The 22,339-nt window shown below is 59.5% G+C and carries 32 protein-coding genes; 11 read left to right on the forward strand and 21 right to left on the reverse strand.

The window, feature by feature from the left end:
• Nucleotides 1-50: 50 nt before the first annotated feature.
• The 21 genes from M2397_RS23855 to M2397_RS23955 form a co-directional block, all read right to left on the reverse strand.
• A complete protein-coding gene (locus M2397_RS23855) occupies nt 51-242 on the reverse strand; it encodes a hypothetical protein (RefSeq protein ID WP_259244549.1) in 192 nt (63 codons plus the stop codon).
• 65 nt (nt 243-307) lie between these two features.
• Complete coding sequence (locus tag M2397_RS23860; RefSeq protein WP_206361341.1) at nt 308-655, reverse strand: hypothetical protein; 348 nt, start codon at nt 653-655, stop codon at nt 308-310.
• Nucleotides 652-1,407: a hypothetical protein gene (locus tag M2397_RS23865; RefSeq protein ID WP_259244550.1), complete on the reverse strand. Its 756-nt coding sequence runs from the start codon at nt 1,405-1,407 to the stop codon at nt 652-654. The genes M2397_RS23860 and M2397_RS23865 overlap by 4 nt, the downstream gene beginning before the upstream one ends.
• A gap of 10 nt (nt 1,408-1,417) precedes the next feature.
• Nucleotides 1,418-1,870 carry a hypothetical protein gene (locus M2397_RS23870; protein WP_090407981.1) on the reverse strand — a complete coding sequence of 151 codons (453 nt, stop codon included), beginning with the start codon at nt 1,868-1,870 and terminating at the stop codon, nt 1,418-1,420.
• A 5-nt stretch (nt 1,871-1,875) separates the two neighbouring features.
• On the reverse strand, nt 1,876-2,163 hold the full coding sequence (locus M2397_RS23875) for a hypothetical protein (RefSeq protein ID WP_053130790.1): 288 nt from the start codon (nt 2,161-2,163) through the stop codon (nt 1,876-1,878).
• Nucleotides 2,156-2,365 (reverse strand): hypothetical protein, encoded by a 210-nt coding sequence (locus tag M2397_RS23880; protein ID WP_231808685.1) that lies wholly within the window; start codon nt 2,363-2,365, stop codon nt 2,156-2,158. The genes M2397_RS23875 and M2397_RS23880 overlap by 8 nt, the downstream gene beginning before the upstream one ends.
• Nucleotides 2,355-2,603: a hypothetical protein gene (locus M2397_RS23885; protein ID WP_259244552.1), complete on the reverse strand. Its 249-nt coding sequence runs from the start codon at nt 2,601-2,603 to the stop codon at nt 2,355-2,357. Before M2397_RS23885 ends, M2397_RS23880 begins: the two co-directional genes overlap by 11 nt.
• A 35-nt stretch (nt 2,604-2,638) precedes the next feature.
• Nucleotides 2,639-3,586: a Mu-like prophage major head subunit gpT family protein gene (locus tag M2397_RS23890; protein WP_065927361.1), complete on the reverse strand. Its 948-nt coding sequence runs from the start codon at nt 3,584-3,586 to the stop codon at nt 2,639-2,641.
• A gap of 56 nt (nt 3,587-3,642) precedes the next feature.
• Entirely contained in the window at nt 3,643-4,059 is a 417-nt protein-coding gene (locus M2397_RS23895) for a hypothetical protein (RefSeq protein ID WP_259244553.1), read from the reverse strand.
• A 42-nt stretch (nt 4,060-4,101) separates the two neighbouring features.
• On the reverse strand, nt 4,102-5,466 hold the full coding sequence (locus M2397_RS23900; RefSeq protein WP_259244554.1) for a S49 family peptidase: 1,365 nt from the start codon (nt 5,464-5,466) through the stop codon (nt 4,102-4,104).
• A 2-nt stretch (nt 5,467-5,468) separates the two neighbouring features.
• Entirely contained in the window at nt 5,469-7,079 is a 1,611-nt protein-coding gene (locus M2397_RS23905; protein ID WP_259244555.1) for a phage portal protein, read from the reverse strand.
• Nucleotides 7,076-7,297, reverse strand: a complete 222-nt coding sequence (locus M2397_RS23910) for a DUF6148 family protein (protein WP_065899722.1) — start codon at nt 7,295-7,297, stop codon at nt 7,076-7,078. Before M2397_RS23910 ends, M2397_RS23905 begins: the two co-directional genes overlap by 4 nt.
• Nucleotides 7,298-7,300: 3 nt before the next feature.
• The gene (locus M2397_RS23915; protein ID WP_259244556.1) at nt 7,301-9,373 is read right to left on the reverse strand and encodes a phage terminase large subunit family protein; all 2,073 of its coding nucleotides are present in this window, start codon (nt 9,371-9,373) and stop codon (nt 7,301-7,303) included.
• Complete coding sequence (locus tag M2397_RS23920) at nt 9,336-9,830, reverse strand: hypothetical protein (RefSeq protein WP_259244557.1); 495 nt, start codon at nt 9,828-9,830, stop codon at nt 9,336-9,338. Before M2397_RS23920 ends, M2397_RS23915 begins: the two co-directional genes overlap by 38 nt.
• 208 nt (nt 9,831-10,038) lie before the next feature.
• Nucleotides 10,039-10,770 (reverse strand): hypothetical protein, encoded by a 732-nt coding sequence (locus M2397_RS23925; RefSeq protein WP_146476225.1) that lies wholly within the window; start codon nt 10,768-10,770, stop codon nt 10,039-10,041.
• A gap of 19 nt (nt 10,771-10,789) precedes the next feature.
• Nucleotides 10,790-11,134, reverse strand: coding sequence for a phage holin family protein (locus tag M2397_RS23930; RefSeq protein ID WP_053130823.1), 345 nt, complete (start codon nt 11,132-11,134; stop codon nt 10,790-10,792).
• Nucleotides 11,135-11,192: 58 nt separating this feature from the next.
• Nucleotides 11,193-11,492, reverse strand: coding sequence for a hypothetical protein (locus M2397_RS23935; protein ID WP_259244560.1), 300 nt, complete (start codon nt 11,490-11,492; stop codon nt 11,193-11,195).
• A 504-nt stretch (nt 11,493-11,996) separates the two neighbouring features.
• Nucleotides 11,997-12,356: a hypothetical protein gene (locus tag M2397_RS23940; RefSeq protein ID WP_259244561.1), complete on the reverse strand. Its 360-nt coding sequence runs from the start codon at nt 12,354-12,356 to the stop codon at nt 11,997-11,999.
• Nucleotides 12,353-14,575: a VapE domain-containing protein gene (locus tag M2397_RS23945; protein WP_259244563.1), complete on the reverse strand. Its 2,223-nt coding sequence runs from the start codon at nt 14,573-14,575 to the stop codon at nt 12,353-12,355. Before M2397_RS23945 ends, M2397_RS23940 begins: the two co-directional genes overlap by 4 nt.
• 207 nt (nt 14,576-14,782) lie before the next feature.
• Nucleotides 14,783-15,292 (reverse strand): phage regulatory CII family protein, encoded by a 510-nt coding sequence (locus M2397_RS23950; protein ID WP_259244564.1) that lies wholly within the window; start codon nt 15,290-15,292, stop codon nt 14,783-14,785.
• A 275-nt stretch (nt 15,293-15,567) separates the two neighbouring features.
• Complete coding sequence (locus M2397_RS23955; RefSeq protein WP_083221312.1) at nt 15,568-15,756, reverse strand: Cro/CI family transcriptional regulator; 189 nt, start codon at nt 15,754-15,756, stop codon at nt 15,568-15,570.
• A gap of 98 nt (nt 15,757-15,854) precedes the next feature.
• Between M2397_RS23955 and M2397_RS23960 the strand changes: the two genes are divergently transcribed.
• The 11 genes from M2397_RS23960 to M2397_RS24010 all read left to right on the forward strand — a co-directional run bounded on the left by M2397_RS23960 (nt 15,855) and on the right by M2397_RS24010 (nt 22,339).
• The gene (locus tag M2397_RS23960; protein WP_259244565.1) at nt 15,855-16,511 is read left to right on the forward strand and encodes a LexA family transcriptional regulator; all 657 of its coding nucleotides are present in this window, start codon (nt 15,855-15,857) and stop codon (nt 16,509-16,511) included.
• A 265-nt stretch (nt 16,512-16,776) separates the two neighbouring features.
• The gene (locus M2397_RS23965; protein WP_259244566.1) at nt 16,777-17,334 is read left to right on the forward strand and encodes a hypothetical protein; all 558 of its coding nucleotides are present in this window, start codon (nt 16,777-16,779) and stop codon (nt 17,332-17,334) included.
• A 9-nt stretch (nt 17,335-17,343) separates the two neighbouring features.
• Nucleotides 17,344-17,634 carry a phage antirepressor KilAC domain-containing protein gene (locus M2397_RS23970; RefSeq protein ID WP_259244567.1) on the forward strand — a complete coding sequence of 97 codons (291 nt, stop codon included), beginning with the start codon at nt 17,344-17,346 and terminating at the stop codon, nt 17,632-17,634.
• Nucleotides 17,635-17,796: 162 nt separating this feature from the next.
• Complete coding sequence (locus M2397_RS23975; RefSeq protein ID WP_259244568.1) at nt 17,797-18,264, forward strand: hypothetical protein; 468 nt, start codon at nt 17,797-17,799, stop codon at nt 18,262-18,264.
• A complete protein-coding gene (locus M2397_RS23980) occupies nt 18,261-18,581 on the forward strand; it encodes a pyocin activator PrtN family protein (protein ID WP_184744335.1) in 321 nt (106 codons plus the stop codon). The genes M2397_RS23975 and M2397_RS23980 overlap by 4 nt, the downstream gene beginning before the upstream one ends.
• Nucleotides 18,582-18,670: 89 nt before the next feature.
• The gene (locus M2397_RS23985) at nt 18,671-19,069 is read left to right on the forward strand and encodes a hypothetical protein (RefSeq protein WP_259244569.1); all 399 of its coding nucleotides are present in this window, start codon (nt 18,671-18,673) and stop codon (nt 19,067-19,069) included.
• The gene (locus M2397_RS23990) at nt 19,066-19,287 is read left to right on the forward strand and encodes a hypothetical protein (RefSeq protein ID WP_259244570.1); all 222 of its coding nucleotides are present in this window, start codon (nt 19,066-19,068) and stop codon (nt 19,285-19,287) included. Before M2397_RS23985 ends, M2397_RS23990 begins: the two co-directional genes overlap by 4 nt.
• Complete coding sequence (locus tag M2397_RS23995; protein ID WP_259244572.1) at nt 19,284-19,826, forward strand: phosphohydrolase; 543 nt, start codon at nt 19,284-19,286, stop codon at nt 19,824-19,826. The genes M2397_RS23990 and M2397_RS23995 overlap by 4 nt, the downstream gene beginning before the upstream one ends.
• Complete coding sequence (locus tag M2397_RS24000; protein WP_259244574.1) at nt 19,823-20,107, forward strand: hypothetical protein; 285 nt, start codon at nt 19,823-19,825, stop codon at nt 20,105-20,107. The genes M2397_RS23995 and M2397_RS24000 overlap by 4 nt, the downstream gene beginning before the upstream one ends.
• Nucleotides 20,100-22,091: a DNA cytosine methyltransferase gene (locus M2397_RS24005; protein ID WP_259244576.1), complete on the forward strand. Its 1,992-nt coding sequence runs from the start codon at nt 20,100-20,102 to the stop codon at nt 22,089-22,091. The genes M2397_RS24000 and M2397_RS24005 overlap by 8 nt, the downstream gene beginning before the upstream one ends.
• Nucleotides 22,088-22,339, forward strand: a complete 252-nt coding sequence (locus M2397_RS24010) for a hypothetical protein (protein ID WP_259244578.1) — start codon at nt 22,088-22,090, stop codon at nt 22,337-22,339. Before M2397_RS24005 ends, M2397_RS24010 begins: the two co-directional genes overlap by 4 nt.

Genomic DNA, 22,339 nt, shown 5'->3' on the forward strand with positions numbered 1-22,339 from the left:
CCTCCTTAGTCATATGGAGGAAATTACCTGCAAGACGAAACGCCGTCTACTCACTCAGAAACAATAAAGGCGTCCAGTGCACTGCGCAGGTGATCGGGCAAATCATTCCGTAGATCTGCAGCTATTGCTTCTAGGTTGCAGGCCAGGTCAGGTGCATCAGTAACTTCTCGGCTTGGCTTGTAGCCCATGTATCCGGCAACAAGGATGTGCACTGGTGGATGGCTACGCCAATAATCGGTCATATGGCCTACCATGACCATATCCCAATCACGCCGCAGCGTAACTGGGCTTTGGCCTGTACTGGCGATCAGGTGAGCGTAGAGTTGGCCCCAGTCGAAGGGGCCTGGCCTTCCCCCGGTGCCGGCTCCGTAACTTCGAGGCCCGAGGCGCTCATAACCGCATCAAGCGCCTCACGCATATTGCGAAGATCCAGCAGCGAGGCCACTTCCGCACGTTCTATGTCGGGGTAGTTCCGACGCAATGCCGCGTGCGTGGCATCGATCACCGTCGCGATACTGTCCCGGTCCATGTTGCCGGCCATCACCGCGTTGATCCGCTCCAGCAGCTGCTCCAGATCCCCCAGCGCCAGGGGTGGGATGACGAGCGTTTTCCCTGGAAACGGGAACGAAACGCCGGGAACATTCACGACCGTCATTCGTTGGCACTCCAATAGCACACCTCTCCGAACTCATCCGCGTAGCCGGTGAATTCAAAGTCCGGGATGGTGTAGTCGTCCTGTTTGGTGGCGATCCCGAGCTTGTTGCTGACAAAGTTCGGCACGCGCACGTACACAGTCTTGCCCTTGTATTTCAGGACGAGCTCGCCCTGAAATACCGGCATGTCACCCATGGGCAGGTTTTTCACCGACAGGCTTTTACCCGTCGTAACGGCGTAGCGGTAATCAATGAACACCGACTTGGCCACGTCTGCAGCGGCAAATGCATATTCCCCCGTGGCGGCATCAAAGGTGTACTGCCCAACTGCCGGCGCGCTCAGTACCCGTACGTACGGGATCGCACCGGCGCCCCGTACCCCAAGATCGCCCGAGAGCGTCCCGCCCGCTGGAGGCTCCACGGTGATGGTGGCCCCTGCCGGCACCACTGTGGGCTCCGTGGAGTGATGCACTAACACCTGGCCGCTGGTCAGGGTCTGCCCGAACACCAGTTGATTCCACTGCAGCAGGCTGATCTGGGCGGACTTTGCCTTGCCCGTCAGCTTGCCCTGGCCCCGCGCCGCGTCGACCGCAAACTGCTCGCTGCCGAACAGTTCCTTGGAATCAAACGACAGATCCACCGATGCTTCTTGCATGATGCCCAGCAGGATGGGGGTCGGCGCGGAAATGGCATTGCCATAGGCGTCCATCAGCGGAGTGGCGTAAAACAACCCGCTGCCGAATGCGATTTGCATAATGTGTTCCTCAGTAAAAGGTAGGTCCGGCCGTCAGGTCGCCGGTGTTGCACAGGTAGGTGAAGCGGTAGCGCACCATGCAGTTGCCGGCGGTGTTGTCGCCCTCGTCTTCGATCCAGTCGATATAGAAGCGCTGCACCCGATCCGCCTCCTCAAAGGCGTCCTCTGCCATCAGGACCGCATGCACGGCAACCTTGACCAAGTCGGCGACCTGATCCCAGGCAGCACCTGTGACCGTGTCCTCCCGGGCGATGATTTCCACCGTCAGCTCGAACTGGTTGCGATCCACGGCCGCGCTTTCGCGCTCACAGGTTTCAAGGTCAGGGCGCAGCACTATCGCGGGCGTCATGTCCCGTTTGATCGCCTCAGTACGACTGCGATACACCCGGTCTGCCGCCAAGGTACCGGCGGCCAAAATCAGCGCCTGCGCCTTTGCGACGATGCGTTCTTGAATCGAGGGCATGAGGCTTAAACCTTGGTGAGGGAGGCCAGGCTAAAGGCGCCGTCATCGATCATTCGGCGGTCACGGACGCGAAAATTCACGCCGGCGACGGTGATCAGTTTGGGGTTGTCGATGCCCAGGCGCTCGGCCTCGGCGGTGATGATCAGGATCTCGTAGCCGGTGGACTGGCTGTTGGTGCCACCCATACCGTGGATCTCGTCCGGCATATCCCGCGCGGCCAGAAACGGCTGACCATCAACCATCCCGCCGACGTCGAAGTCCTCAAGGAAGCCCCTGAGATCTTCGTCAAGCATCGGGGCTCACCTTGACGGGCTTGCGTCCGCCCTCACCTGCAGCGGAAGGTGCCGGTGCTGGCTCGACCACCAACACTTCCAACTGGTGGCGAAAGCGCTGGGCCACGTCATCAGGCAACTCGATCACGCCCCCCGCACCGGTCAGTTTGTCATCTGGCCCGCGAAAGGAGCCGGATAGCACCGTGTAGGATTTATTCGGCATTGCGCTCTCCTGCGACCCTGTCCAATTTCGTCAACCGCTGCCCCAACGCCTTGTCCGGTTCGCCGGGGATCACAATCACTTCCCCGGCTTTGAACTGAACAGGCGACACAATGGTGTAGCGGCCCTTCTTGTTTGCGACCGGCTCCAGGTTGTGCGCACGCGCACTGGCCTGGGCCGCATTCAGGATCAGTTCACCGCCATAAAGGGTGATCGTCTGTTCCACACGGTATTTCGGCATATCAATGCCCTCAGTGAGGTGTCAGGCCGAAAGGCTTACGCCACCAGTTGGTTAAGAACGGCGTACTGCCAGCGCCCAAAACCCACATTGCGCCAGGTGTCGACACCGTATTGATGGGCATCGTTGTCGAACTCGAACTCCGAGCCTTCGGCCTTGGCCTTCATGGCCACGTCGGTCTCTTGCTGACGGATGAACGCTTTCAATCGACCGTCCGTGCGGAAGGTCACGAACTTGTCGACCCAGGCGTTGAGGCGCACGTTACCCACCACGCGGACAACCACGTTGTCCGGCATGACGATCTCGCTGATGTTGGTACCGCGCGGCACGCTGAGCGCCGTCTGCGCAACGCTCAGCAGGTTGAACGGCACCATCACCAGAAACTCGCGTGCCAGTTCGTTGATGGGTTCGCCCTGGTCATCCTTGAAGCTGGTCAACTGGGTGACCGACCGGGCAACTGCCTGCTGAAACTCCTCAACGCTCGGCCGACTGGGCGTCCCGTGAAGTGTTGCTGGCAGTTCGGAGATGTCGGTGGTGATCTTGTTGGACTGCACGCCGCTCTGGCCTTCTTCGTGGTCGGTATCGAAGAAGTACTGGCCGTCATAGCAGGTCTGGCTTTCACCGTTGAGCAACAGCACCGACAGCAGTCGCGCCCAGTGGGCATTGGTGCGGTCGGCCAGTTCGCCCAGGCGGATGCGCAACTGTCCGGTTTTGTCGCGGCGCAGCTCGGTGACCAGCACTTCGAGGGTGGCCTCAAAATGCAGGTTTTCGATTTCGAGATCAGCGCTGATAAAGCCCTTGGCGTGGCGACCACCAATCCATTCACGCAAGGTCGGCACCATGCCGATCCATGGATAGGTTTCTTTGGCCTGGTCGGAGTCGAACAGGTTGGACACGGCGTCGATCCAGTTCGACCCCACATTCTGCTCGAGCAGTTCGTAAAACATGCCGATGATGGCACGGCTGGAAAGTACTTCAGCACCCATGGGTGATTCTCCTGAAGAAGGATACGGTCAAAAAAAAGAACGGATTGAGTGATGGGTTACGCCGCGACAGGGACGGCCTGGGCGGTGAACTTGACGATGCCAACGCCGGTGCGCACGAACCGGTGAACATGCCCGATAAGGCTGTTACCGGCGGCGGTGAGCAGAAACGTGCCGCTGTCGCTGGCATACACCGGTTTGCCGATGTCGGTGATTGCCAGCGCAGTGACGGGCAGTTCAACTTTGCCCTCTTCGCGAAGACGCACACGCGCTGCTGCAGCGGCACCGATTCGATTGTCGACGCCGCGATCGGCGAAGCCTACGAACAGATCGCCTGCCGCGAGAGGTCGCGCAAGGCCGTTGGCCGCGACAATGCCGACCGCCGAACCTTCGAAAATTTGCACGCCGGCCGCAACCGACAAATCGTTGATGTCCCCGATCTCATAAGCGCGGGGAGTGTCGAGTGTAAGAGGCATAGGATTCTCCGGAGCCATGGGTGAAAAGGGGTTACCAGGTACTTACTTTTTCAGGACCTTGACCAGGCCCCGCTCGGTTGCCTTGCGGTAGCCGTGATAAGCCTCGAAGGTGCCAAACTCGGCGCGCAGCTCCTTGTCACCGTCCCAGGTAGCCTTGGCCCGTTCCTCCAGCGGCGCCTCTGGATCCTCCTTCACAGCCTCAGGGGCTGCCGGTGGCGTCAGCGCGTTGGGCACCGGCGCAGGTGCCTGGGCACGAATGTCGGCCAGAGCACCGGCACGTTTGGTTTTTTCGGCGCCGATAACCTGCGCCGCCGCTTCGGCGCCGCTGGTTTTGCCATCGAACTTGAGCGTGGCGATCAACTCTTCGTGTCCGGGCAGCGCGGCGGCTTCCACCGCCTGGATGCGTTCGCATTCGGCGCGGGCACCGGCGGCGGCACCAGCGGCGTGCGCGTCATGTTCCAGGCTGGCGAGCAGCTCGGCATGATTCGCGGCCAGGTATTCACGGTTAATGACGGGTTTGTCTGCAGTTGGAACGGGTGCGTTACTGTTGGTGGTAGTAGACATAGGTCTTTCTCCAGAAGAACTGCTGTTGAACTCGGCGATGAGTTGTTCAAGGGTGGATTCACGGTCGGCCATGCCCAATGCCACGGCATCGGAGCCAATGCGCATATCGCCCTGGCCGAAGTCGGCCAAAACGGTTTCAACACTGAGGCCACGGTAATTGGCGACGTCCTCGACAAAGATGTCAGTCAGCCGGTCGACATGGGCCTGGGCCACCGCTCGGCCTGACTCGGTGCCGAAGTCAGGCCGTTTTTTCGGGCTCTGGCTGCTGACGATCTCGAAACTGCCGTCGTCGTCGCTTTTGCGCACCGTCAGCACCGTGCCGATGGAGCCCACGGCGCCGGTGCGGCTCATGACGATTTCGTGTGCTGCTGCGGCTATCCAGTAGCCGGCACTGGCCGCATTACCGGACACATACGCAACCACCCGCTTGGGCGAGGCGCGGATCATCTGGCCGAATTCAGCGATGCCGCTGGCAATCCCGCCCGGCGTGTCCATCACCAGGATGATGGTGTCGGTGCGCGGATCGTCGACGGCTGTGGTGAACTCCTTGGCCAGCACATCCAGCGACGTCGCACCGGACAGCGCCGTAAACAAGTTGGCGTAGCGGAACACCGGGCCGGTGACGGGCAGCAACGCCACATTGCCGCGTTGGGTCACCGCGCGGCTGTTCTGTAGGGGTTTGCCCTGCCTAGCCTCCAAGGCTTCCGGGCCTTCATGCTCCCGGCGGGCGATGGCGGTGATGGTCTGCAGCATGTCCGGGGTGATGGCCCAGGGCTCGCGTGATACCAGGTCGAACGCCGTCACCCGGTGCACGGGAGGTGCATCGGTTGGGTTGTCGCTCATAGTTAGGTCCGTTCAGGAAGATCAGGATTAGCCGCAGGCTCATCCTCGGGGCGAGCCGTTGGTGAGACGGATAGGCCGTCATCGCGCCTACGCTTCACTTCAAGCGCACGCTGTTCGTGGTTCTCTTCCCAGTCGCTGCCGTCGTAAAGCATGGATTCCTTGGCGAGGGTGCTGACGCCAATATCGATGCGCTTTTCGGCGGCATTGATGTCTTTGAGCGGATCAACGGTGCCAGGACCATCACCCACCCATAGCGACCCGCTGTACGCATAACGCAGCAACGGGTGGTCGAAAAACCCGGGAGCCTCGATGTCTCCCTGTGCCACGGCCTCTTCAAGCCAATGCTCGTACACGGGCTGGCAGAAATGCTGGCCCAGGAAGTCACGGCAACCGCGAACGAATTGCCAAGCCTCCATCACCGCAGCACGCGCGGCGGTGTAACTGGCGGTAAAGTGCTTAATCAACACCTCATAGGGCAGCTCCAGGGCCATGCCGATCTGCCGGAGCATGGCGAGCACGAACGGATCGAACGCCATGTTCGGGCGGCCAGGTGATGCGGTATCGATCGACGCACCGTCGTCCAGCTCGGCGACAATGCCGCCACTGAGTGAGCCGTCCCAACCGCCCTGGTCGCGCCCGGCGGGTTTATCGCCACCCACCGGGGTGTTGCCGGTGACGGCCGATGCCAGAGGGCTCAGATTGCCGCCCTGCCCCGGCTTGATGAACACGGCGAAGAACGCAGACACTACCGCCGCTTCCAGCTCGGCATCGGTATAACGGTCCAACTGCTTGAGCTTCTCGATCACCGGCGCCAAGTACGGCACACCGCGTGGCTGGCCCACCCTACGACGCCGGTACACATGCAGCAGCACCCGACCGCCGCGCTCGTTGAAGAACGGGCGGTCATCCCAGACGCGCTCTTTAACGCCCAGCGCCCCCGGGTGGCTGCGCAAAATGTGAGCCTTGATTGGCGCCCCATCAGCGTCACGTTCAATGCCGGCGGTGAGGGCTTCCGTGTCGGCCTTGTTGCTAGGGTTACAAACCCGGTCAGCCTCAATCAGCTGGATGCACGCCGAGTAGTGCTGGCCGGGTTGTTCTTTGTGCGTGAGCAACGTAAAGACGTCACCGCTGCTCAGCACCGACCGCCAGGTCAGGTCCTGCAGGCCATAGAAATTCTGCTCGCGGGTGATGTCGCAGCTGGTGGTTTCCGCCCAGGACTTGAACAGCGATTCGGTTTTGCGCTGCCACTCCCTGGCCTGGTCTTCGCCCCAGCCCAAAATCGAGCGATTGACCACTGACTTAAGCGCCAGGCCGGTGCCGACCGTTTTAGTCGTCACCGTATTGATCGCACCACCACCGATGGGGTTGTTGCGTTCAAGGTCTCGGCAGCGTTCGCGAAGCGTGGGCAAGTCGGGCAGCAGATCTGCTGCCGCACTGCCTGCCGTCGGGGTCCAGGCGCTCAACGTGCGCTTGGACTTCGACGCGCCGCTGTAACCACCCAAGGCGGTCATGGTCAACCGGGCGTGCATGCGCTTGGCGCCGCGCTCGGGGCTGAGCCAGTTGATGGCTTTATCTAGTAGCGTCGGCTCTGGCACTTTCGGTGCGCGGCTCATCGCGGCGTAATCCCACGCAGCACGATCCCCCGGGGACGGCCACTTTCCAGGCGATCAACTTGCTGTTGCCAGTAGTCGATCGTCTTGGTGATTTCGGCAAGGTCGGCGTATTCCAATTGCCGGGTGCCGATGCGGTAGCTCTGCTTTTGGCTGACCTTCATGCTCGCATCGAGCCAGGCTTGCAGCTGGCCCTGCGCTTGTTCCAGGGTGATAGCCATTGATTAATTCCTGCGTTGGGAGAGCACGCGCATTGCACTACGGCGCCCAGAAACAACTCTCCCGCCAGAGGGCGGGAGATTGGGTGGTTCGACTGGTGGTTCGGGGGCCGGACTGATCCCGTCCGTTTCGGGAGCGGGTTCTGCCTCAGATTGATCCTGCTCGGGTGGGTCAAATAAGGCACCCTGACGGATCTGCGCATCAAGCCCTGCCCAGTCTTGCTCCCGCATCAAGTGCGTTTTCAGAGAGCGGGCCGCGTGCAACGCGTACGTCTCGCAGTCGGTACCTTCGTTGGGTTGGCCGGCCTTTTTCTGCCAGACCTTGCGGTAATGGTGTCGCCGGCTGGGCGCCTTCACTTCGGCGGTGATCTGCCGGAAATAATCCGGGCGCACCGTTTTGTAAAAGTGCATCCGACCAGGACCATCACCGGTCAATGGCAGACGGCCCTCAATCCAAAGATCCTTGGCCCGTGAGGTGCCGACGATGTAAGGGCGCAGGCCGTACTTCGAGGCCTTTTGCTCTTTGTCCGTATCGACGCCCTGCCGAGGTGCGCTGAAGATCTCCCGACGCTCATCGTCGCGTGTGTTGCCGCGCTCGCTCGCGCCCTTGATCGCCATCACACCATTGCGCTGATGCTTACGGCAAAACGCATACGCCGCGTCTTGAGTGATGGTGCCGTCCGAGGTATCCAGCGAAGTAGCCAGTACTCTCAGCTTGGCGCCGCAGGCGTGTGAAATCGGCGCAAACAGCAACTTTTCCAGATCCAGCCAGACGCCTTGGTCAGGGAGCACCACCTCGCCGTAGATCTCGCCCCAGTAGATGAGCCAGGATTCCTCGCCTCGGCCCCAGGCCCGCATCACCACCGCCAGACGATCGTGCTGCACGTCGACCCCGGCGGTGATCACCAGGCCCCCCATGGGCACAAACATTTCCGGGTAGTCCTCCGCTCGCTCAGCCAGTTTATCGGCCTCAGGCAGGTCGGATTTGTACTCGTAGGCACGGCCCTGTTTCTGGTTCACGAACTTGATCAGCAACGACAGATTGCCAATCGACGCCTGGTGTTCGGCGTTGAGTTTCTCCCGCACGATGTCGGCCAGGCTGGTACCGGGCAGGCACGCGTATAGTTCGTTCAGCTCAATGAATCCGGCACGACCGGCAAAGGGTTTGGTGGGCACCCAACCGCAATAAGGGTCGCCCGCGTCAATCGCGTTGAACACCGTATTGCGGATGTTCTCTTTGCGCTGGTAGTCGTCCCAAATCTCGCCACAGTGCGGGCAACCGTAGCCGGCGGTCTCAGGATCCGCACGGCCGTAGATCTCGTGTGGCTGGGCGTCCTCTTCAATGTCGAGCCACTTGATATGGGCGAAATCCAGCACATGCGACTTGTCGCACGCGTGACATATGATCGGCAACACCCGGCAATCGGTCTGGGCCAGGCGCGCTTCGGTCTTGCTCGCACCCTTGATCGCGGGCGTACCGCCCACCAGCATCTTGGAGCCGGGGTAGCGCTTGCCGCGCTCCTCCAGTAGGGCGATCGCATCACCCTGCCCCTTCACGTCGTCGCTCGTGTCGTCCGGTTCTTCCACCACCGACAAACCCACCGACGACGTGGACTTAACGTTGCCGGGTGAGTTCGACGCTACCAGTTTTAGGAACCCGCCCGGGAAGGTTTTGTGGTCCCATCGGTTGCCCGAGGTGCGGCTGACGTCGACCGGCATCAGCTTGGCGACTTCGGTGTTCGCCGTCACACCGAACTTGAGCTTTTCATCGTGGAAGTTTTTGCCGTCTTTTTCCTTGGCGAACAGGATCATGATCGGGCGCGGCAGGTGATGGATGAACTTGAACAGGTAGCCGATCAAGAACCATGTCCAGCCGATCTGCGCCGCCTTCATCAGGTCGACCTCACTCACCCGGGGATCATCCAGGGCAGCGGCAACGCCGAGGAAGTAAGGTGTGTAGTGGAAATCGTAGAGGCCGTGCAGCACGCCGCTTTCAGCCGGCAGGTAAAACTCGGAGCTCAGGTAGTGCGCGGTCGGGATGTCACGCGGGGGGTTGAATTCCCCCGCTGCTGCCAACAAGCCTCTCGCCAAGTTTTCGCGCGTAGCCTGCAATTCGCTCGGTTGTAGGTCCAGCAATTTTGGCCACCACTGATCGATCAACCGTGACTTTCTGCACGTTCTCGATTTCCTGAATGATGCGTTCAAGGCCGCCCAGGTATTCCCGGTTTGCGAAACTGGCCCAGGCGATGAGCACTCGATCGGCCTCGCCAGCGGGAATCAATGAACGCAGTTTTTCGTGGTACAGCAGGCGACCGTTGGCTGACTTCTGCTGCAGGTCATCGATCCGCGCTCTGTTGAGCTCCTCAAGTTGGCTGCCCCCGCGCCCAGCGGCTTTCGCGCGCAAATCGCGGATGTAGGCCGTTCGGATCTCGTCCATGCTTGCCGTTTGCCAATCCAGAGTCAGACCCTTGAGCACGTCGCGGGCATTTCGCTCGCTCATGTCCAGGTGCTCGGCGATTTCATGTTGGGTTGGCATGGTCTGGTCCTGTTGCTGGGAGGGAAGCGGAACCCCCCATGTCGGGTTGAATCTGCAAAAAAGTCGGGGTTCGAATTACCCCGATGGCCCCGCTGCCTGGAAGGACCCATTGATTTTGGGTCGAAGGTCGACCTGTCAAGCCAAAACCCCGACAAATCATTGAAAAATCGCCATTTTTTGAGGAGAAATGCACGAAGCCGACAAGAGGTCAGCCTCGCTCCATCTCCCGTGCCAGGGCACGCCGGAACAGCGGCTCGAACTCGGCCTCGGCGACGCGATTGGCTACCCCGTAGAAGTCAAAACGCCGCCGATACGTCGGGCGCTTGACGAAGATCAGGATGGGCCGTGCCCCGTTACCGATCCGCTGCCAGATACCCAAAGGGCCGGTGCCGTTGCCAGGTCGACCCACGAAATAGTCCGGTGCGTTGCGGTTACGGCGCCGGCTGCGCTGAGTGCGGTTGGCCATGAAGCCCGACACCCGCTCAGCTGCTCCGAGTGCGGACAGGATCTGTACGATCTGGCCGCGACTGATGTTGCCGTTGCCATCCATCCTAGCGCGCCGACCAGGGACGGCGTACATGTCCGCTGGCATCAAGCCGTAGTGGATCAGCGCTTTCTCAAATCGCTTGTGTGGTCGGTTGCCACCGTCAATATGCACCGGCAGGTACTTGGACGCGGGCACACCTGAGCTGGCTTCGTCCTTGACCCACACCCGGGCAAACAGGCGGCTGGTCGTGGCACTGCGCTTGAAGACCGAGTTAAGCGTCCACCGTGTGGGCCTATCGAAGACTCGCTCAAGCTCGGCCTTCTCAGCTGCCTGGACGCGCTCGGCGGTGAAGGTCAGCGCTTTGGCAGCGGCTATCGGCACCTTCGACTTGCTGAGCCCACGCATCTCCCTGACGATCTTGTCGATGTTGTCACGCATCTCAAGTCGCATCATGTTCATTGCCCCTGGATGTTTAAGGTCCGGCCTCACCCTTGGCTTCTGCTTCCTGCAGGCCCAGGCGCTTGGCAGTCCAGCGCTCGTACAGCCCGATGGCAACGTCTGCCCCTGCCATTGCGGTGAGGCATCCCAGTGCGCCGGATGTCCAGATCGACATGCCCGCCGCGTACAGCAGCATGATCGCCGATACCCCGCACACCACGCAGGCGCCGGAACGAAGGGCCAGCCGCCGTATCAATGCCCAACCCCGGGCACCCTCCTTGTCCGCTCGCCACATCTCGCCCGACACGCCGCCCACCAGGGCCAGGACGATCACTAACCAGATCGGCATTTCTGCCAGCGCTTGCTGTTCGTTCGTCATTGGCCTACTCCGTAAACGAAAAAGCCCTGCGCTAGGCAGGGCTCAAAAGCGTTGTTGTCTAGTGGATGGGGAGTTCACTGCTACGCGAACTCAACCTTCTGCTTCTGTCGAGATAGTTATATCCCGCATTGGTGACGCGCTGGATACGTATATCCGGAGCTTCACCTTCAACATTGATACAACCCAAATCTACAAGCAGCTCGATATGGCCATCCACGACTACACCGGACCAATGGACACACTCGGCGCTGGAGAATTTGCTGCGAATATCCTTCGCCGATAAATTGAGCTTCCAGTCATCGAAGTCCTTGATGCAGACGTCTAAGATTTTCACCAACAGCTTCTGATCTCGTTCCATTTCTCAGCTCCAAAGGAAAAATTATCTGTACGAAGTAGTACGTCTGAGGAGAAATGAAAAAACCCGGCGCAAAGGCCGGGTTTTTGGTGAGATCGCTGTTTGCGTACCTCTTTGAACATGACTGATTTATACCCCTCCAGTCCGGTGGCAGCAAGAGCTCGGCGCTGCCACCCGGCAATCAACGGCAATACACCGGCAATCAACGGACATATAACGTAACTGGCTCTAGCGCCGCAGGCATGGACCCTCTTGTCCCACTGATCACAAGACAGGCGCGACGTCTGAAACACCGATAAATCAAAGCGGTGCCCCTCCGTCCTACTATTTATTACTTTCTCCATGTAAAGGGAGAATTAATAAACGCTGCGCGTACGCGCGCGCGTATGTGGCATGGGGGAAAGATGCAAAAAAGGTGGGACGGTGGGCCATCATCAATTAACACGCGGCGCGCAGATGGCCCACTTGCCAAAACACTAGCAGGCCGTACAGGGACGCGCCGCGCCATCAGGCTACGCGCTCAAGCAGCATGCCTGCGATCTCCAGATGTGCCGAGTGCAAGCGCGCATAGAACTGCGTCCGACCACACCCGCAGTGCGCCCATTTCTGGCGTTCCACGCTTTCACGGTTCAGGTAATGCTCCTGCACCACTTGGGCCAGATGCCAGGACAGATGTTTGTTTACGATCACCTCAATGTCTGCACTCCATGGCAACAGCATTTTTGAACCGCCGCGTGAGCCACGAATCAATTCCCCCCGGCAATCGATCAACTGACCCAACATGCTGCTGGCAGATCCGTCAGGGCCGCCGCCACCGTGCATATCGAGCGCCCAAAGCTTCAACATCTCATCCATTTCAGGGATCAAAATGCAGTCTCCTGTCTGGGCACCGCCGACCCTCGCTTCCACTCCGGCGGTTTCACATACTCATAGCTGCGCACACCACGCACACAGTTACCCTTGCGCCGCCGGGGCCAATTCATCCGATGCATAATCTTGCCGATGCGCATTTGCTCGGGTCTACCCCAGTGGCTTGGATCGATGTTAAGCGCATGCTCAAGCAAGTGCGCGCCTGTCACCGTATCGCCAATATGCTTGTCGGCCAGGTAGCCGACCACAAGGTCTTCCCACATATCGGCCTGATAACGCTGATCCTGCTCAGCGGCAAAAACATCAGCCTCATCGCGCTCCACCCACCATATGTCACCCGCGCGAAAACAGGCTAACGCTTCGGCCCAGAGTTGATCACGGTCGGCTCGCAAGCCCTCAAGATCCACTTTGGTACACATCACCGGCCAGTAACGGCGGTTGCCCGTATCGTCCTTCAGGTACTCATCCTGGTTGGTCGTGCCGATAAAAACGCTCTGCCGGGGAACATCCAGCATCCGCCGGCCATAGCTCTCGCGGTAGGTGTCGATGGGCGATGAGACGAACTGCTTGGCCTTGGTCGACTCTGCCTTGTTCAGTGAGTCCAGCTCGGCCATCTCCACAATCCACTTGCCCCGGATCGCCTGATAGGCGTCTTTGCTGCTCAGATCAAATGACGTATCCATGAACCACTCGCCGCCCAATACCCGCGCAGCGGTGGATTTCCCCTCGCCCTGCGAGCCTTCCAAAATCAACATTGAGTCAGCCTTGCAGCCAGGCCGACACACGCGTGCCACCGCAGAAATCAGCCAGCGTTTGCCCACCTTGCGGGTGTACGAACTATCCATAACACCCAGCCGATCCTGCAACCAACGCTCAAGGCGTCGCACGCCATCCCACTCAAGGCTTTCTAGATACTCACGCACCGGGTGGTAGGCGTTGTCATTCGCCACCGCACTTACAGCCTCAACAACGTGGGCAGTTTTCACCCGTAGCCCGTAAACATCAGCAAGCCACAGTGCTACCCGGATGTCGTCAAGATCGGTCCAGTCCCCCTTTCCCCCGCCATACGGAGGTGTACGCAGCTTGCGCGTCTTCGAACTGAACGAATCCCAGGCGATTACTCCGACCCAGCGTTTATCATTACCCAGAATCAATGCCACATTGAACGGGTGTACGATCAATCCTCCTTTTTCAGAGTACTGCAGCTTCTCACGCCACCCCTCATCGGTAGAGGGTCGAACCACCGCCAACACCTGGCGACGCACCGTGTCCATGCCCTCAGCACAGTGCAAGTCGTTAAAGTCCGTCCAGCCGTCTTCCCGGTCGTTGTCGAATACCGGCATAACCACCTGCCCACCGACCACAACCGACGCATTGCCAGCCTTGATTACCCCCGCGTTATACGGGTGCCCATTCACTACAGTCTTCCAATCATCATCTGCGCAAAACACCAGCTGCCGGCCGGGATACTTTGTGCGCATGGCTTGTGCCACCGGCAGCAGGTTGCCGGCATCAAAGCAAATGCACACCGTCAGTGAGGTTGCCATATGCAGGCTGGCGCCGGTCGCGTATCCCTCAGCGATCAAAATCACATCGCCCGGTTCGGGCTCTGGGCCGATCAGGTGAAATGCGCCTTCCTTCGCCAAACCGTACGGCCAGTAGGTTTTGTTCCGACCCGTAGCAGCCTGCTTTTCCGGGTACAACACTTGTAGCCCGACAATATCGCCTTTCACATTGCGCATCGGCACGAAAGCAGTACCGCTCTTCGCCTTGTAACGCAGACCAATACCGACTACCCGCTTGGTATCCAAGTAACGCGAACCACCCTTTTCAGATAGGTGTTTCCACATACCAGCAGCGCGCCGGGCGGCAGTGCGGTGCTTTCGGTGCTCAGCCAAGGCGGCCTTGCGCTGACCCTCCTCGGCCCTGGCGCGCATCACTGCTCGATCTTCAGCGCTTAGCCGCCCGCCCTTAGGCTTGATCTTCTGCCAGCTGCCTTTTTCACCCTGACGCCAATCGCCAAACGCGCCGCAATACAGTGTTTTTCCATCCCCCGTCAGATGCTCATAGATCACATACCAACCCGTTTTCTCCGGGGCCTTGTCACCGTCGCACTCGCAACGCGTTCGCTTACCAATCACCAATGGGGTTTCTGGTTTAAGCCCGTAGTCCTGCAACTGGGCCAACACATCATCGAGTAGTTCGTGATTGGTCATGCCCGTACCCCACGCCGGTCTGCTAGCTCCTGGCAGTCAGTGCAGCGCGTACAGCCGCGATCAAGCATTGCCAATCGTCGAGCCTCTAGGATGACATCCCCGCAGTCCACGCACTCGAGCGCACATTGACCTGGATTGGCAATAGGTCGGGCGGCCATGGCCACTGCGAGATTGAGAGCAATGACGTTATCAGCCACATCTGCGTTGTCAGACATAGTGCGGATCCTCCGCATGCATCTTGCGGAGCACTGCGCGCAACTTGAACACCGCTTGCACCATCCGCTCGGCCAGCAGTTCAAACTCAGCCAGTTCGTCATCGTCCAATTTGTCATCGGACAATGAGGTCGATACATGCGTGGCTAACTCCCCCTCACGAGAAAGCAACTCGCCAATGCCTGCCATTAGCGACTGCGCCGTGTCGGTGTCGCTCAACTCGGAAACGTCGATTCCCACCCAACCGATGGGATGCAGCAACGCGTCTACGATGCGCGGATCGCGCGTGGCATCCAGCACCAATTCAAGATCGCCAATGTTAGGCGTGTGGCTGGTGTTGGTCAGGCTCAGCTTATGATTGAGCGTGGTGGCGTTGCCGCCGTCGATAGCGGCAATGGCAGTGGCGCCACCCGGATAATCACGTGCGGCGTGGAGCAAAGCTTGCGGTAGAGTCAACAGCGAACGCCGTGCGCGCTCAATGGAATTGAACTGTTTACGGTTCATGGCAAAACTCCAAAAACTCTGCCAGTGACCGCCGCATGCCTGTTTGGTACAGTTGCGCCGTGGTCACTCACAGGTGGTCGCATGCAGCCGGTTGCTCTGTGGTAGAAAACCCGGCTGCACCCCAATGGCAAGGCGCACGCTCCGCATGTGCCCTGTCGTTACAGCCTGCAGACCGTGGTGGGTTAGCAGGCAACCCAAGGCATCCGTGCCCTAGGGGGGTGGTAGAACGGCGCGTGGTATTGGTTTGCTCCGCGCCGCTCTGCCCTTTACTTCATTCAAGCGGCTTGCTGGGTTGACGCTTTAACTGTCGCCCGGAGCTTTCCATCTGTAAGCACTTGAACCTGGTATTGGCGTGACTGCGGCGGCTCAGTACCCCATTGCGATACTGCAGCGGGGGAGACTTTCAGAGCCGCAGCCACTTTAGATTTCCCTCCGAAGAAGGCGATTACTTCTGTCGTGAGCATGGTGCTCTCCTGTTTGCCTGCCCAATACAGTAAGTACACTTAACTTATTTGGCAAGCAAATGAAGGACTCCAAACAAAGTAAGCCTTAAGCTAGCTTAATGAATACTCCAGCAGAAAGAATCGCATACGCCATTTCCAAGTGCGGAAAGAAAGCCAGCGTCTTGGCCATAGAGTCCAACCTGAGTGCTGCCAGAATTAGCCAGTTAGCCCAGGGAGACGGGAGCCTCAAAGCTGAAAATCTTTTCCTATTCGCACGCGCTACCGGGTTCTCAGCACAGTGGCTTGCCGAAGGCATAGGGGACAAATATGACGCCGGTGCCCTCGAGGAGGGCCATGTGCTGATTCCCCAATTCACCGCCAAGGCGGGTGCAGGCCCGGGTCACACAAACCACCACATAGAAGACCTCGGCGGCCTAATGTTTAGGAGGGACTGGCTAACCCGAATGGGCTTGAAGGAAAAGAACCTCAAGGTCATCTACAGCACAGGAATGAGCATGTTCCCGACCATTGCTGACGATGATGTGCTGCTGATTGACGAAGGCCAGCGGGAGCCGTTGAACGGCAGAATTTATGCAATTCAGCGCCCAGACGGAGACATCAGCATCAAGCGCTTAGTCCACACACTCACCAACGGTTGGATAATTCGCAGCGACAACGAGGACAAGCGCGCTTATCCCGATGAGAGCGCTACCGATACAAGCATTGGCCATCTACTCATCATCGGACGGGCGGTATGGCACGCCGGATCTCTATAATTCTAGCTCTCTTAACAAAATACATAAGCAAGCTTGACTTGAAAAGTTAAGAGAACTTTAATTGCCTCACTCTCCTACCACAGAGCGAGGCAATTCCCATGCAAACCGCAACCTTGCACGTCCTACCAACGTGCCCAGAAAGCCGCGTTTTCGAGGTGCGCCGCCTAGCCATAATCCACGGCTGCGCCTTCGCCCCCACTAAACGCAAATCAACCACCAGCCCAACTCCTGCCCCCTTCAATCCAGACGATGGAGGGCGTGCAGCATGAGTAGACTATCTCTCAATGCCAGCGCCTACATCCGTCTACAGGCCCAGGTAAACCTTAGCGGCACGTTCAATCACACCCTGCATTCGTGTGATGGCTGCCAATCCGTAGCGGCTCGGGTCGAGATCGATCAGTGCAATGCCGGCATCACGGTCTTGGTGCAGATCTGCGGGACGCTCAATTCCGTCACCCTTGATAAGCACCGCAAAAACAACGCCACGCGCGTTGCGAGCTTTATTGAAGGTATCGCCAATGGCCGCAGCCCTACCGGTGTGCCCGACGTAGATGAGCATGAAGCTGTCAGCGACATAGAGGCCACCCTACGTCTGGCTATCCGACGTGGGCGCGGCATCTACCACCTTATAGCCGACGAACTAGAGCCGTCACTTCAGATCCAGCGCAACCCACGTGGCGGTTATATCGCCACGCTCGAACTCGACGACGCCGGCTACTTGTTCACCCTGCCCGCCGACAACCAGCGTGCCCACGCAATCCTGGCTGATTACCTCAACCAATTCCTGCAGGGCTACCGCAATAGCCTCGCAGCCGCTGCATGAGGTGCCGCCATGAGCCTATCCCTCAAACGCGTAGCCGAACGCCTGGGCCTGGGGCACCGCGAGTTGATGAAACGCATGCGCGACAAAGGCCTGCTGGATCAACGCAACCTTCCAACCAACCCTGCCCTGACCAAAGACTTTTTGGTCACCCGTGAAAGTCGCTGGTTTCACGAGAAGCATGGCATGCAATACAAGCGCACTACGCGCGTGACCGATGTTGGCATTTCCTGGCTGGCCAGGCAGATCGGTATTGAGCGCCCAGCCCCACCCGCCGTGCCTGATCCGCGAGAAGTCGCGTAATGAGACAGCCCGAAGCATGGCCGCGCCAGTACGCCCGCCAGATCACGGCGATGCGAACCCGCGAGGAACGCGTCGCCGCGCTGGCAGAAGTACCGGAGCACCTACGCGCTCTGGTACGTACCCACGTTGAGATCGCCTGGAACCACCCCCGAGGGAACACACATGGACCGCAAACTGATTGACACCCTACTGATCGAACTACTGAACCTGCCTGAAGAACGTCGTACGGCTGAGAAAATTCTTGCCAACCTCACCCTGGCCGCAGCTGCCGCCGACGTTTCCCTCACCATCACCGGCGCACCGCTGCAAATCGAGCACCTTCAACTGGCGGCCGCTCTCGACCAACTCGTGATCGATCTCGGCCCCAACTACCGTGCTCGAGCCATGCTGCGCCTTGGCAATGGCATTGAAGGCGTTGAACTGGGTGCCGTTCTCGAACCGCTAGACAGTACCTCACCACTACCGCGTTTCGTAGCGTTTGCCAGCACGGCACGTACAGCACTGGCAGCCATCAACCGAGACATTCGAGCGAGCCACCAACCCCGCACTAAAGAACCGACGCAACGTAAATCTGGAAAGCTGACGCTCGGCACGCTCAAGGCGCAAGTAGATAAGGCGAATGCAGCATGACGGCCTCCGTACAGCGCGAACTGCGCCTGCCGATAGCGCCCAGAAGTCAGACCGTTGACCTGTTGTACCGAACGCTCGGGGATCTGCTCGTACCCGTCGAACAGGTACGTGAACGCTACTTCAGCAATCTCAACCAGGACAACTTCACTCGTGCACTGACAAGCGGCCGTGTAGCGCTACCCATCACCACTCTGGATACCAGCGCCAAGCGCCCACGCTTTATCGACATCCGCCATCTGGCCATCTTCATTGATACACAGGCAGATGCTGCGGACGAGGAGCTGACAAACACTCAACCCCAGCCAGACGAGCGATGACTTTTTGACCGACACACGTCGATAACAGTTGCACCACCGCAACCGCTGCACCACCAGCCAAGCGGTATACAACCCAAGGAGCAAACCAAATGACAGCATTTGAAATTTTCGCCCTGATCAGCTTCGTAATCGCACTCGCCATTCTGTACTGGGTCGGGTATCGAGGCGGACTGAAGGATGGCTGGAGCGAAGGTTACGACGATGGCCACACTAATGGCTACATCGAGGGCATTGAAGAGGGCGAGTCGTCGAGTGCTACCGCTCTTGAAAAGGCCACGCGCCGATGCGCACGCCTGGAACTGATTTTGATCAGGGAACCCCAGGACCGTCAGATCCTGACGGCCATCGCGGGAAAACTCAAACTCGCCGCCGATTTCTTTCAAGCGATCAAATCGGAAAGCCACGCCACTCAAGCACTCGTTTTGCGTGACCACGCTTTGAGCATGGCTGCCGAGTTGGATTCCTTTCACCAGGAGGATCCAGCATGAGCCACCCAATCCCAGTGCTGCGTCTGACGCCCCAGGCCGCCGGAACACTGCAACAGCAGTACACCAAGGCCATGAAGGAACTGAGCGCAGTGACTCGCCATAACAAAGAGTTCGACCGGCAGTTGAAAGCGCTGATCGGTTACGACGCCCTGCGCGAGTTGCATAAGGCAGCTGACAATGCCCTGTTGCTGGCAGATCTCGTGAAGGAGGCCGCATGAACTGGATCCTCACCCACACCGGCAAACGTTTTGATCTGTTCGAGCCTGACGCCGACATGATCGATCCCCGGGACATCGCCCACTCACTAGCACACCTCTGCCGCTTCAACGGGCATACCCGCGAGTTCTACAGCGTGGCGCAACACAGTTGCATAGTCGCCGAGCTGGTGCCGGAAGAACACAAGCTCGCCGCCTTACTCCACGACGCGCCAGAGGCGTACCTGGGCGACATGACCAAGCCACTTAAGCAGTGGATACATGCATACCAAGACTTCGAAGACTGGGTATGGCAACGCGTGTGCCAGCGCTTCGACATCGCTGCAGAACTTCCTGCTTGCGTTCACCAGGCCGACTTGATTGCGCTCGCCACCGAACGTCGCGACCTCATGCCAACCGATCCGGCTATCTGGGATTGTTTGGTCAGCATACAACCTATGGCCGAAATCATCCGTCCATGGCCTGCCGCAGAAGCCCGACTCACCTACCACCAGCGCCTGATGGACCAACTCGCTGTCGAACATCGGAGGAAAGCGGCATGAAGAACCAACAGGAAAACACCTGCGCCCTGCCCGCTTTGCTCCGCAGCACCAGTGGTGTCGACACGTCAGAAACAAACAGTCTCTGCTGCGCAGCAGCAGGCATTATTGCTCCTTCCAGCGCCACTGCCGAGGCACGTATACCCCACGAAAAGCTGCGCGGGGCAGCGGTCAGTGATGCAACGCTTACCGCTTCGGGACGCCCGCCCGCGCAGCCTGTCGTGGGGTATATGCACGTTTTGGGAAATTGCTCCTTTGCCGCGCGGGAGGCCTCCCATGCTTAAGCGCACCCTCACCCACTTCCATCTTTGCTGCGGCCTCGGCAGCGGCGCTGCTGGTTTCAGCGACTCCAAACCGGTCCTGGGACCTGTGCAAGCTGAATGGCGCTGCCTCGGCGGCGTCGACGTCGACCCCGCCGGGTTACGCGATTTCCAAATGATGACCGGCGTACCTGGCACGCTGATGGACTTGTTCACACGCGAGCAATTCACGGCGTTCCACGGCCAGCAGCCTCCCGCCGGCTGGAAGGAAGCCACCGCCGAGGATCTGCGCCGCGCTGCCGGCAACGAAGACCCGGATGCAGTGTTCATCAGCAGTCCCTGCAAGGGTGCCTCGGGCCTTTTGTCCGAGACCATGAGCCAGACGCCCAAATACCGGGCGCTCAATGAGCTGACGTTGCGTTGCGTATGGCTGATGTGCGAAGCCTGGAAGCACAACCCGGTGTCGCTGATCGTGTTCGAAAACGTACCGCGCTTGGCCACTCGTGGCCGGTACTTGCTGGACCAGATCACCAAGCTACTAAGGCACTACGGCTACGCGGTGGCTGAAACCACCCACGACTGTGGCGAAATTGGCGGGTTAGCCCAGAGCCGTAAGCGCTTCTTGCTGGTGGCCAGGCACGTCGAGAAGGTACCGGCGTTCCTGTACGAACCAGAGAAACGCAGCCTGCGTGCCGTCGGTGACGTGCTGAGCCGCATGCCCCTGGCAGGCGATATAGATCAGGCTGGGCCGATGCACCGCGTGCCGGCGTTGCAGTGGAAAACATGGGTACGCCTGGCCTTGGTCGAGGCCGGGAAGGATTGGCGCAGCTTGAGCCGGTTTGCGATCGAGGACGGGCACCTGCGCGACTTTGTGATCGTGCCTGATTACCACAACGGCGTACTCGGGGTTGTCGATTGGGACGATACAGCCGGGGTGGTTGCAGGTGCGAGCCGCCCAATGAACGGCAAGTTTTCCGTGGCAGATCCCCGACCCACCAACAAATTCGAGTACACCCAATTCGGCGTACTGCCCTATGACCGCCACTGCGGTGTCGTAACCGGTCAGCGCAGCCCGGGGCAAGGGACGTTCAGCGTTGCTGACCCGCGCATGACCGGCGAGCGCCACAATAATGTGTTCCGCGTGGTACGCAATGACCAAACCGCCGGCACTGTCACTGCAGGACACGGGCCGAGCTCTGGCGGGCAGGCCGCGGCCGACCCTCGGCAACCGTCCAAGGGTTTCGGCAAGTACCTGGTCACCGACTACAGCAAGCCGGCCGGCACCGTCATCGCCGGCAGCACCACCGGGCAAGGCGCTTTCGCCGTGGCAGATCCCGCCTATAAAACATGGCACCCGAATGCCAGCACGCAAAAGTTGCGGATCACGCCCTGGTGCGAGAGCGCCAAGACCGTGACTGGCTCGCAACAGGTTGCCAGCGGCGCGTTATCGATCGCAGATCCTCGCCCAGGAATGTCGCGCAGCAAAGGCGATGCGTACCTGACTGGCGGGCATTACGGCGTGGTCGAATACAGCGCACCGGCCGGCGCCGTATCTGCCAGTGCTTGCCACGATAACGGCCGCTGGTCAGTTGCCGATCAGCGCATGCCGGCGCACAACGATCGACTGACCTGCATGATCACCAGCCTCGACGGGACCTGGCACCGGCCGTTCACCACGTTGGAGTTGGCCGCGCTGCAATCACTATTCGACCCGGAAGATCACTGGTCACCAGATCCACAGACCGCCCATGAGATCGAGCGCATGCAGCGCGTTCGCAAGATTGAACAGGCGGGAGTCTTCCGTCTGGACGGAATCAACGACGGCCAGCACCGGGAGCGGATTGGCAACGCCGTACCACGCGCAGCTGCACGGGCAATGGCGGATGTGTTCGGCATGACGCTGCTGCTTTCCGAGGCAGGAGAGACGTTCATGCTCAGCAACATTTCGGTTTGGGTGCAGCCGGTGGCGATTGCGCTGAGTGTGGGCCAGCAGGAGGTTGGCGTATGACCGTTTTCCTTCTGCTGTACCTGTGCACGGACGCGACCCGTACAGATTGCCAGGTGGTGAAGGCTGATAGCTGGAAGGGGCCTCATGCCTACGAACAATGCATTGAGGTCCTGCAAGATCTGACCAAGGCGCTGACTGCGCCCAACCGGAAACGACACAGATTCGTTTGTGAAACTCAGTCCGACGGCGCACGAACCACCCAGCAGAAGTTACCGCCATCGCGCGCTCATCAATCGTTTCGGATGTAA

Origin of the sequence: Pseudomonas sp. BIGb0381 (genome assembly GCF_024809815.1) — a bacterium.
Classification (GTDB): domain Bacteria; phylum Pseudomonadota; class Gammaproteobacteria; order Pseudomonadales; family Pseudomonadaceae; genus Aquipseudomonas.

Bases quoted from the DNA above. Each gene is read 5' to 3' on its own strand.
- M2397_RS24000 (WP_259244574.1), top strand. From the start codon at position 19,823: ATGAAGAACCAACAGGAAAACACCTGCGCCCTGCCCGCTTTGCTCCGC.
- M2397_RS23900 (WP_259244554.1), bottom strand. From the start codon at position 5,466: ATGAGCGACAACCCAACCGATGCACCTCCCGTGCACCGGGTGACGGCG.
- M2397_RS23955 (WP_083221312.1), bottom strand. From the start codon at position 15,756: ATGCTCACGACAGAAGTAATCGCCTTCTTCGGAGGGAAATCTAAAGTG.
- M2397_RS23985 (WP_259244569.1), top strand. From the start codon at position 18,671: ATGACAGCATTTGAAATTTTCGCCCTGATCAGCTTCGTAATCGCACTC.
- M2397_RS23945 (WP_259244563.1), bottom strand. From the start codon at position 14,575: ATGACCAATCACGAACTACTCGATGATGTGTTGGCCCAGTTGCAGGAC.
- M2397_RS23865 (WP_259244550.1), bottom strand. From the start codon at position 1,407: ATGCAAATCGCATTCGGCAGCGGGTTGTTTTACGCCACTCCGCTGATG.
- M2397_RS23880 (WP_231808685.1), bottom strand. From the start codon at position 2,365: ATGCCGAATAAATCCTACACGGTGCTATCCGGCTCCTTTCGCGGGCCA.
- M2397_RS23870 (WP_090407981.1), bottom strand. From the start codon at position 1,870: ATGCCCTCGATTCAAGAACGCATCGTCGCAAAGGCGCAGGCGCTGATT.
- M2397_RS23860 (WP_206361341.1), bottom strand. From the start codon at position 655: ATGACGGTCGTGAATGTTCCCGGCGTTTCGTTCCCGTTTCCAGGGAAA.
- M2397_RS23990 (WP_259244570.1), top strand. From the start codon at position 19,066: ATGAGCCACCCAATCCCAGTGCTGCGTCTGACGCCCCAGGCCGCCGGA.
- M2397_RS23950 (WP_259244564.1), bottom strand. From the start codon at position 15,292: ATGAACCGTAAACAGTTCAATTCCATTGAGCGCGCACGGCGTTCGCTG.
- M2397_RS23995 (WP_259244572.1), top strand. From the start codon at position 19,284: ATGAACTGGATCCTCACCCACACCGGCAAACGTTTTGATCTGTTCGAG.
- M2397_RS23875 (WP_053130790.1), bottom strand. From the start codon at position 2,163: ATGCTTGACGAAGATCTCAGGGGCTTCCTTGAGGACTTCGACGTCGGC.
- M2397_RS24005 (WP_259244576.1), top strand. From the start codon at position 20,100: ATGCTTAAGCGCACCCTCACCCACTTCCATCTTTGCTGCGGCCTCGGC.
- M2397_RS23975 (WP_259244568.1), top strand. From the start codon at position 17,797: ATGGACCGCAAACTGATTGACACCCTACTGATCGAACTACTGAACCTG.
- M2397_RS23910 (WP_065899722.1), bottom strand. From the start codon at position 7,297: ATGGCTATCACCCTGGAACAAGCGCAGGGCCAGCTGCAAGCCTGGCTC.
- M2397_RS23890 (WP_065927361.1), bottom strand. From the start codon at position 3,586: ATGGGTGCTGAAGTACTTTCCAGCCGTGCCATCATCGGCATGTTTTAC.
- M2397_RS23935 (WP_259244560.1), bottom strand. From the start codon at position 11,492: ATGGAACGAGATCAGAAGCTGTTGGTGAAAATCTTAGACGTCTGCATC.
- M2397_RS23905 (WP_259244555.1), bottom strand. From the start codon at position 7,079: ATGAGCCGCGCACCGAAAGTGCCAGAGCCGACGCTACTAGATAAAGCC.
- M2397_RS23930 (WP_053130823.1), bottom strand. From the start codon at position 11,134: ATGACGAACGAACAGCAAGCGCTGGCAGAAATGCCGATCTGGTTAGTG.
- M2397_RS23895 (WP_259244553.1), bottom strand. From the start codon at position 4,059: ATGCCTCTTACACTCGACACTCCCCGCGCTTATGAGATCGGGGACATC.
- M2397_RS23920 (WP_259244557.1), bottom strand. From the start codon at position 9,830: ATGCCAACCCAACATGAAATCGCCGAGCACCTGGACATGAGCGAGCGA.
- M2397_RS23925 (WP_146476225.1), bottom strand. From the start codon at position 10,770: ATGATGCGACTTGAGATGCGTGACAACATCGACAAGATCGTCAGGGAG.
- M2397_RS23965 (WP_259244566.1), top strand. From the start codon at position 16,777: ATGAGTAGACTATCTCTCAATGCCAGCGCCTACATCCGTCTACAGGCC.
- M2397_RS24010 (WP_259244578.1), top strand. From the start codon at position 22,088: ATGACCGTTTTCCTTCTGCTGTACCTGTGCACGGACGCGACCCGTACA.
- M2397_RS23980 (WP_184744335.1), top strand. From the start codon at position 18,261: ATGACGGCCTCCGTACAGCGCGAACTGCGCCTGCCGATAGCGCCCAGA.
- M2397_RS23855 (WP_259244549.1), bottom strand. From the start codon at position 242: ATGACCGATTATTGGCGTAGCCATCCACCAGTGCACATCCTTGTTGCC.
- M2397_RS23960 (WP_259244565.1), top strand. From the start codon at position 15,855: ATGAATACTCCAGCAGAAAGAATCGCATACGCCATTTCCAAGTGCGGA.
- M2397_RS23885 (WP_259244552.1), bottom strand. From the start codon at position 2,603: ATGCCGAAATACCGTGTGGAACAGACGATCACCCTTTATGGCGGTGAA.
- M2397_RS23970 (WP_259244567.1), top strand. From the start codon at position 17,344: ATGAGCCTATCCCTCAAACGCGTAGCCGAACGCCTGGGCCTGGGGCAC.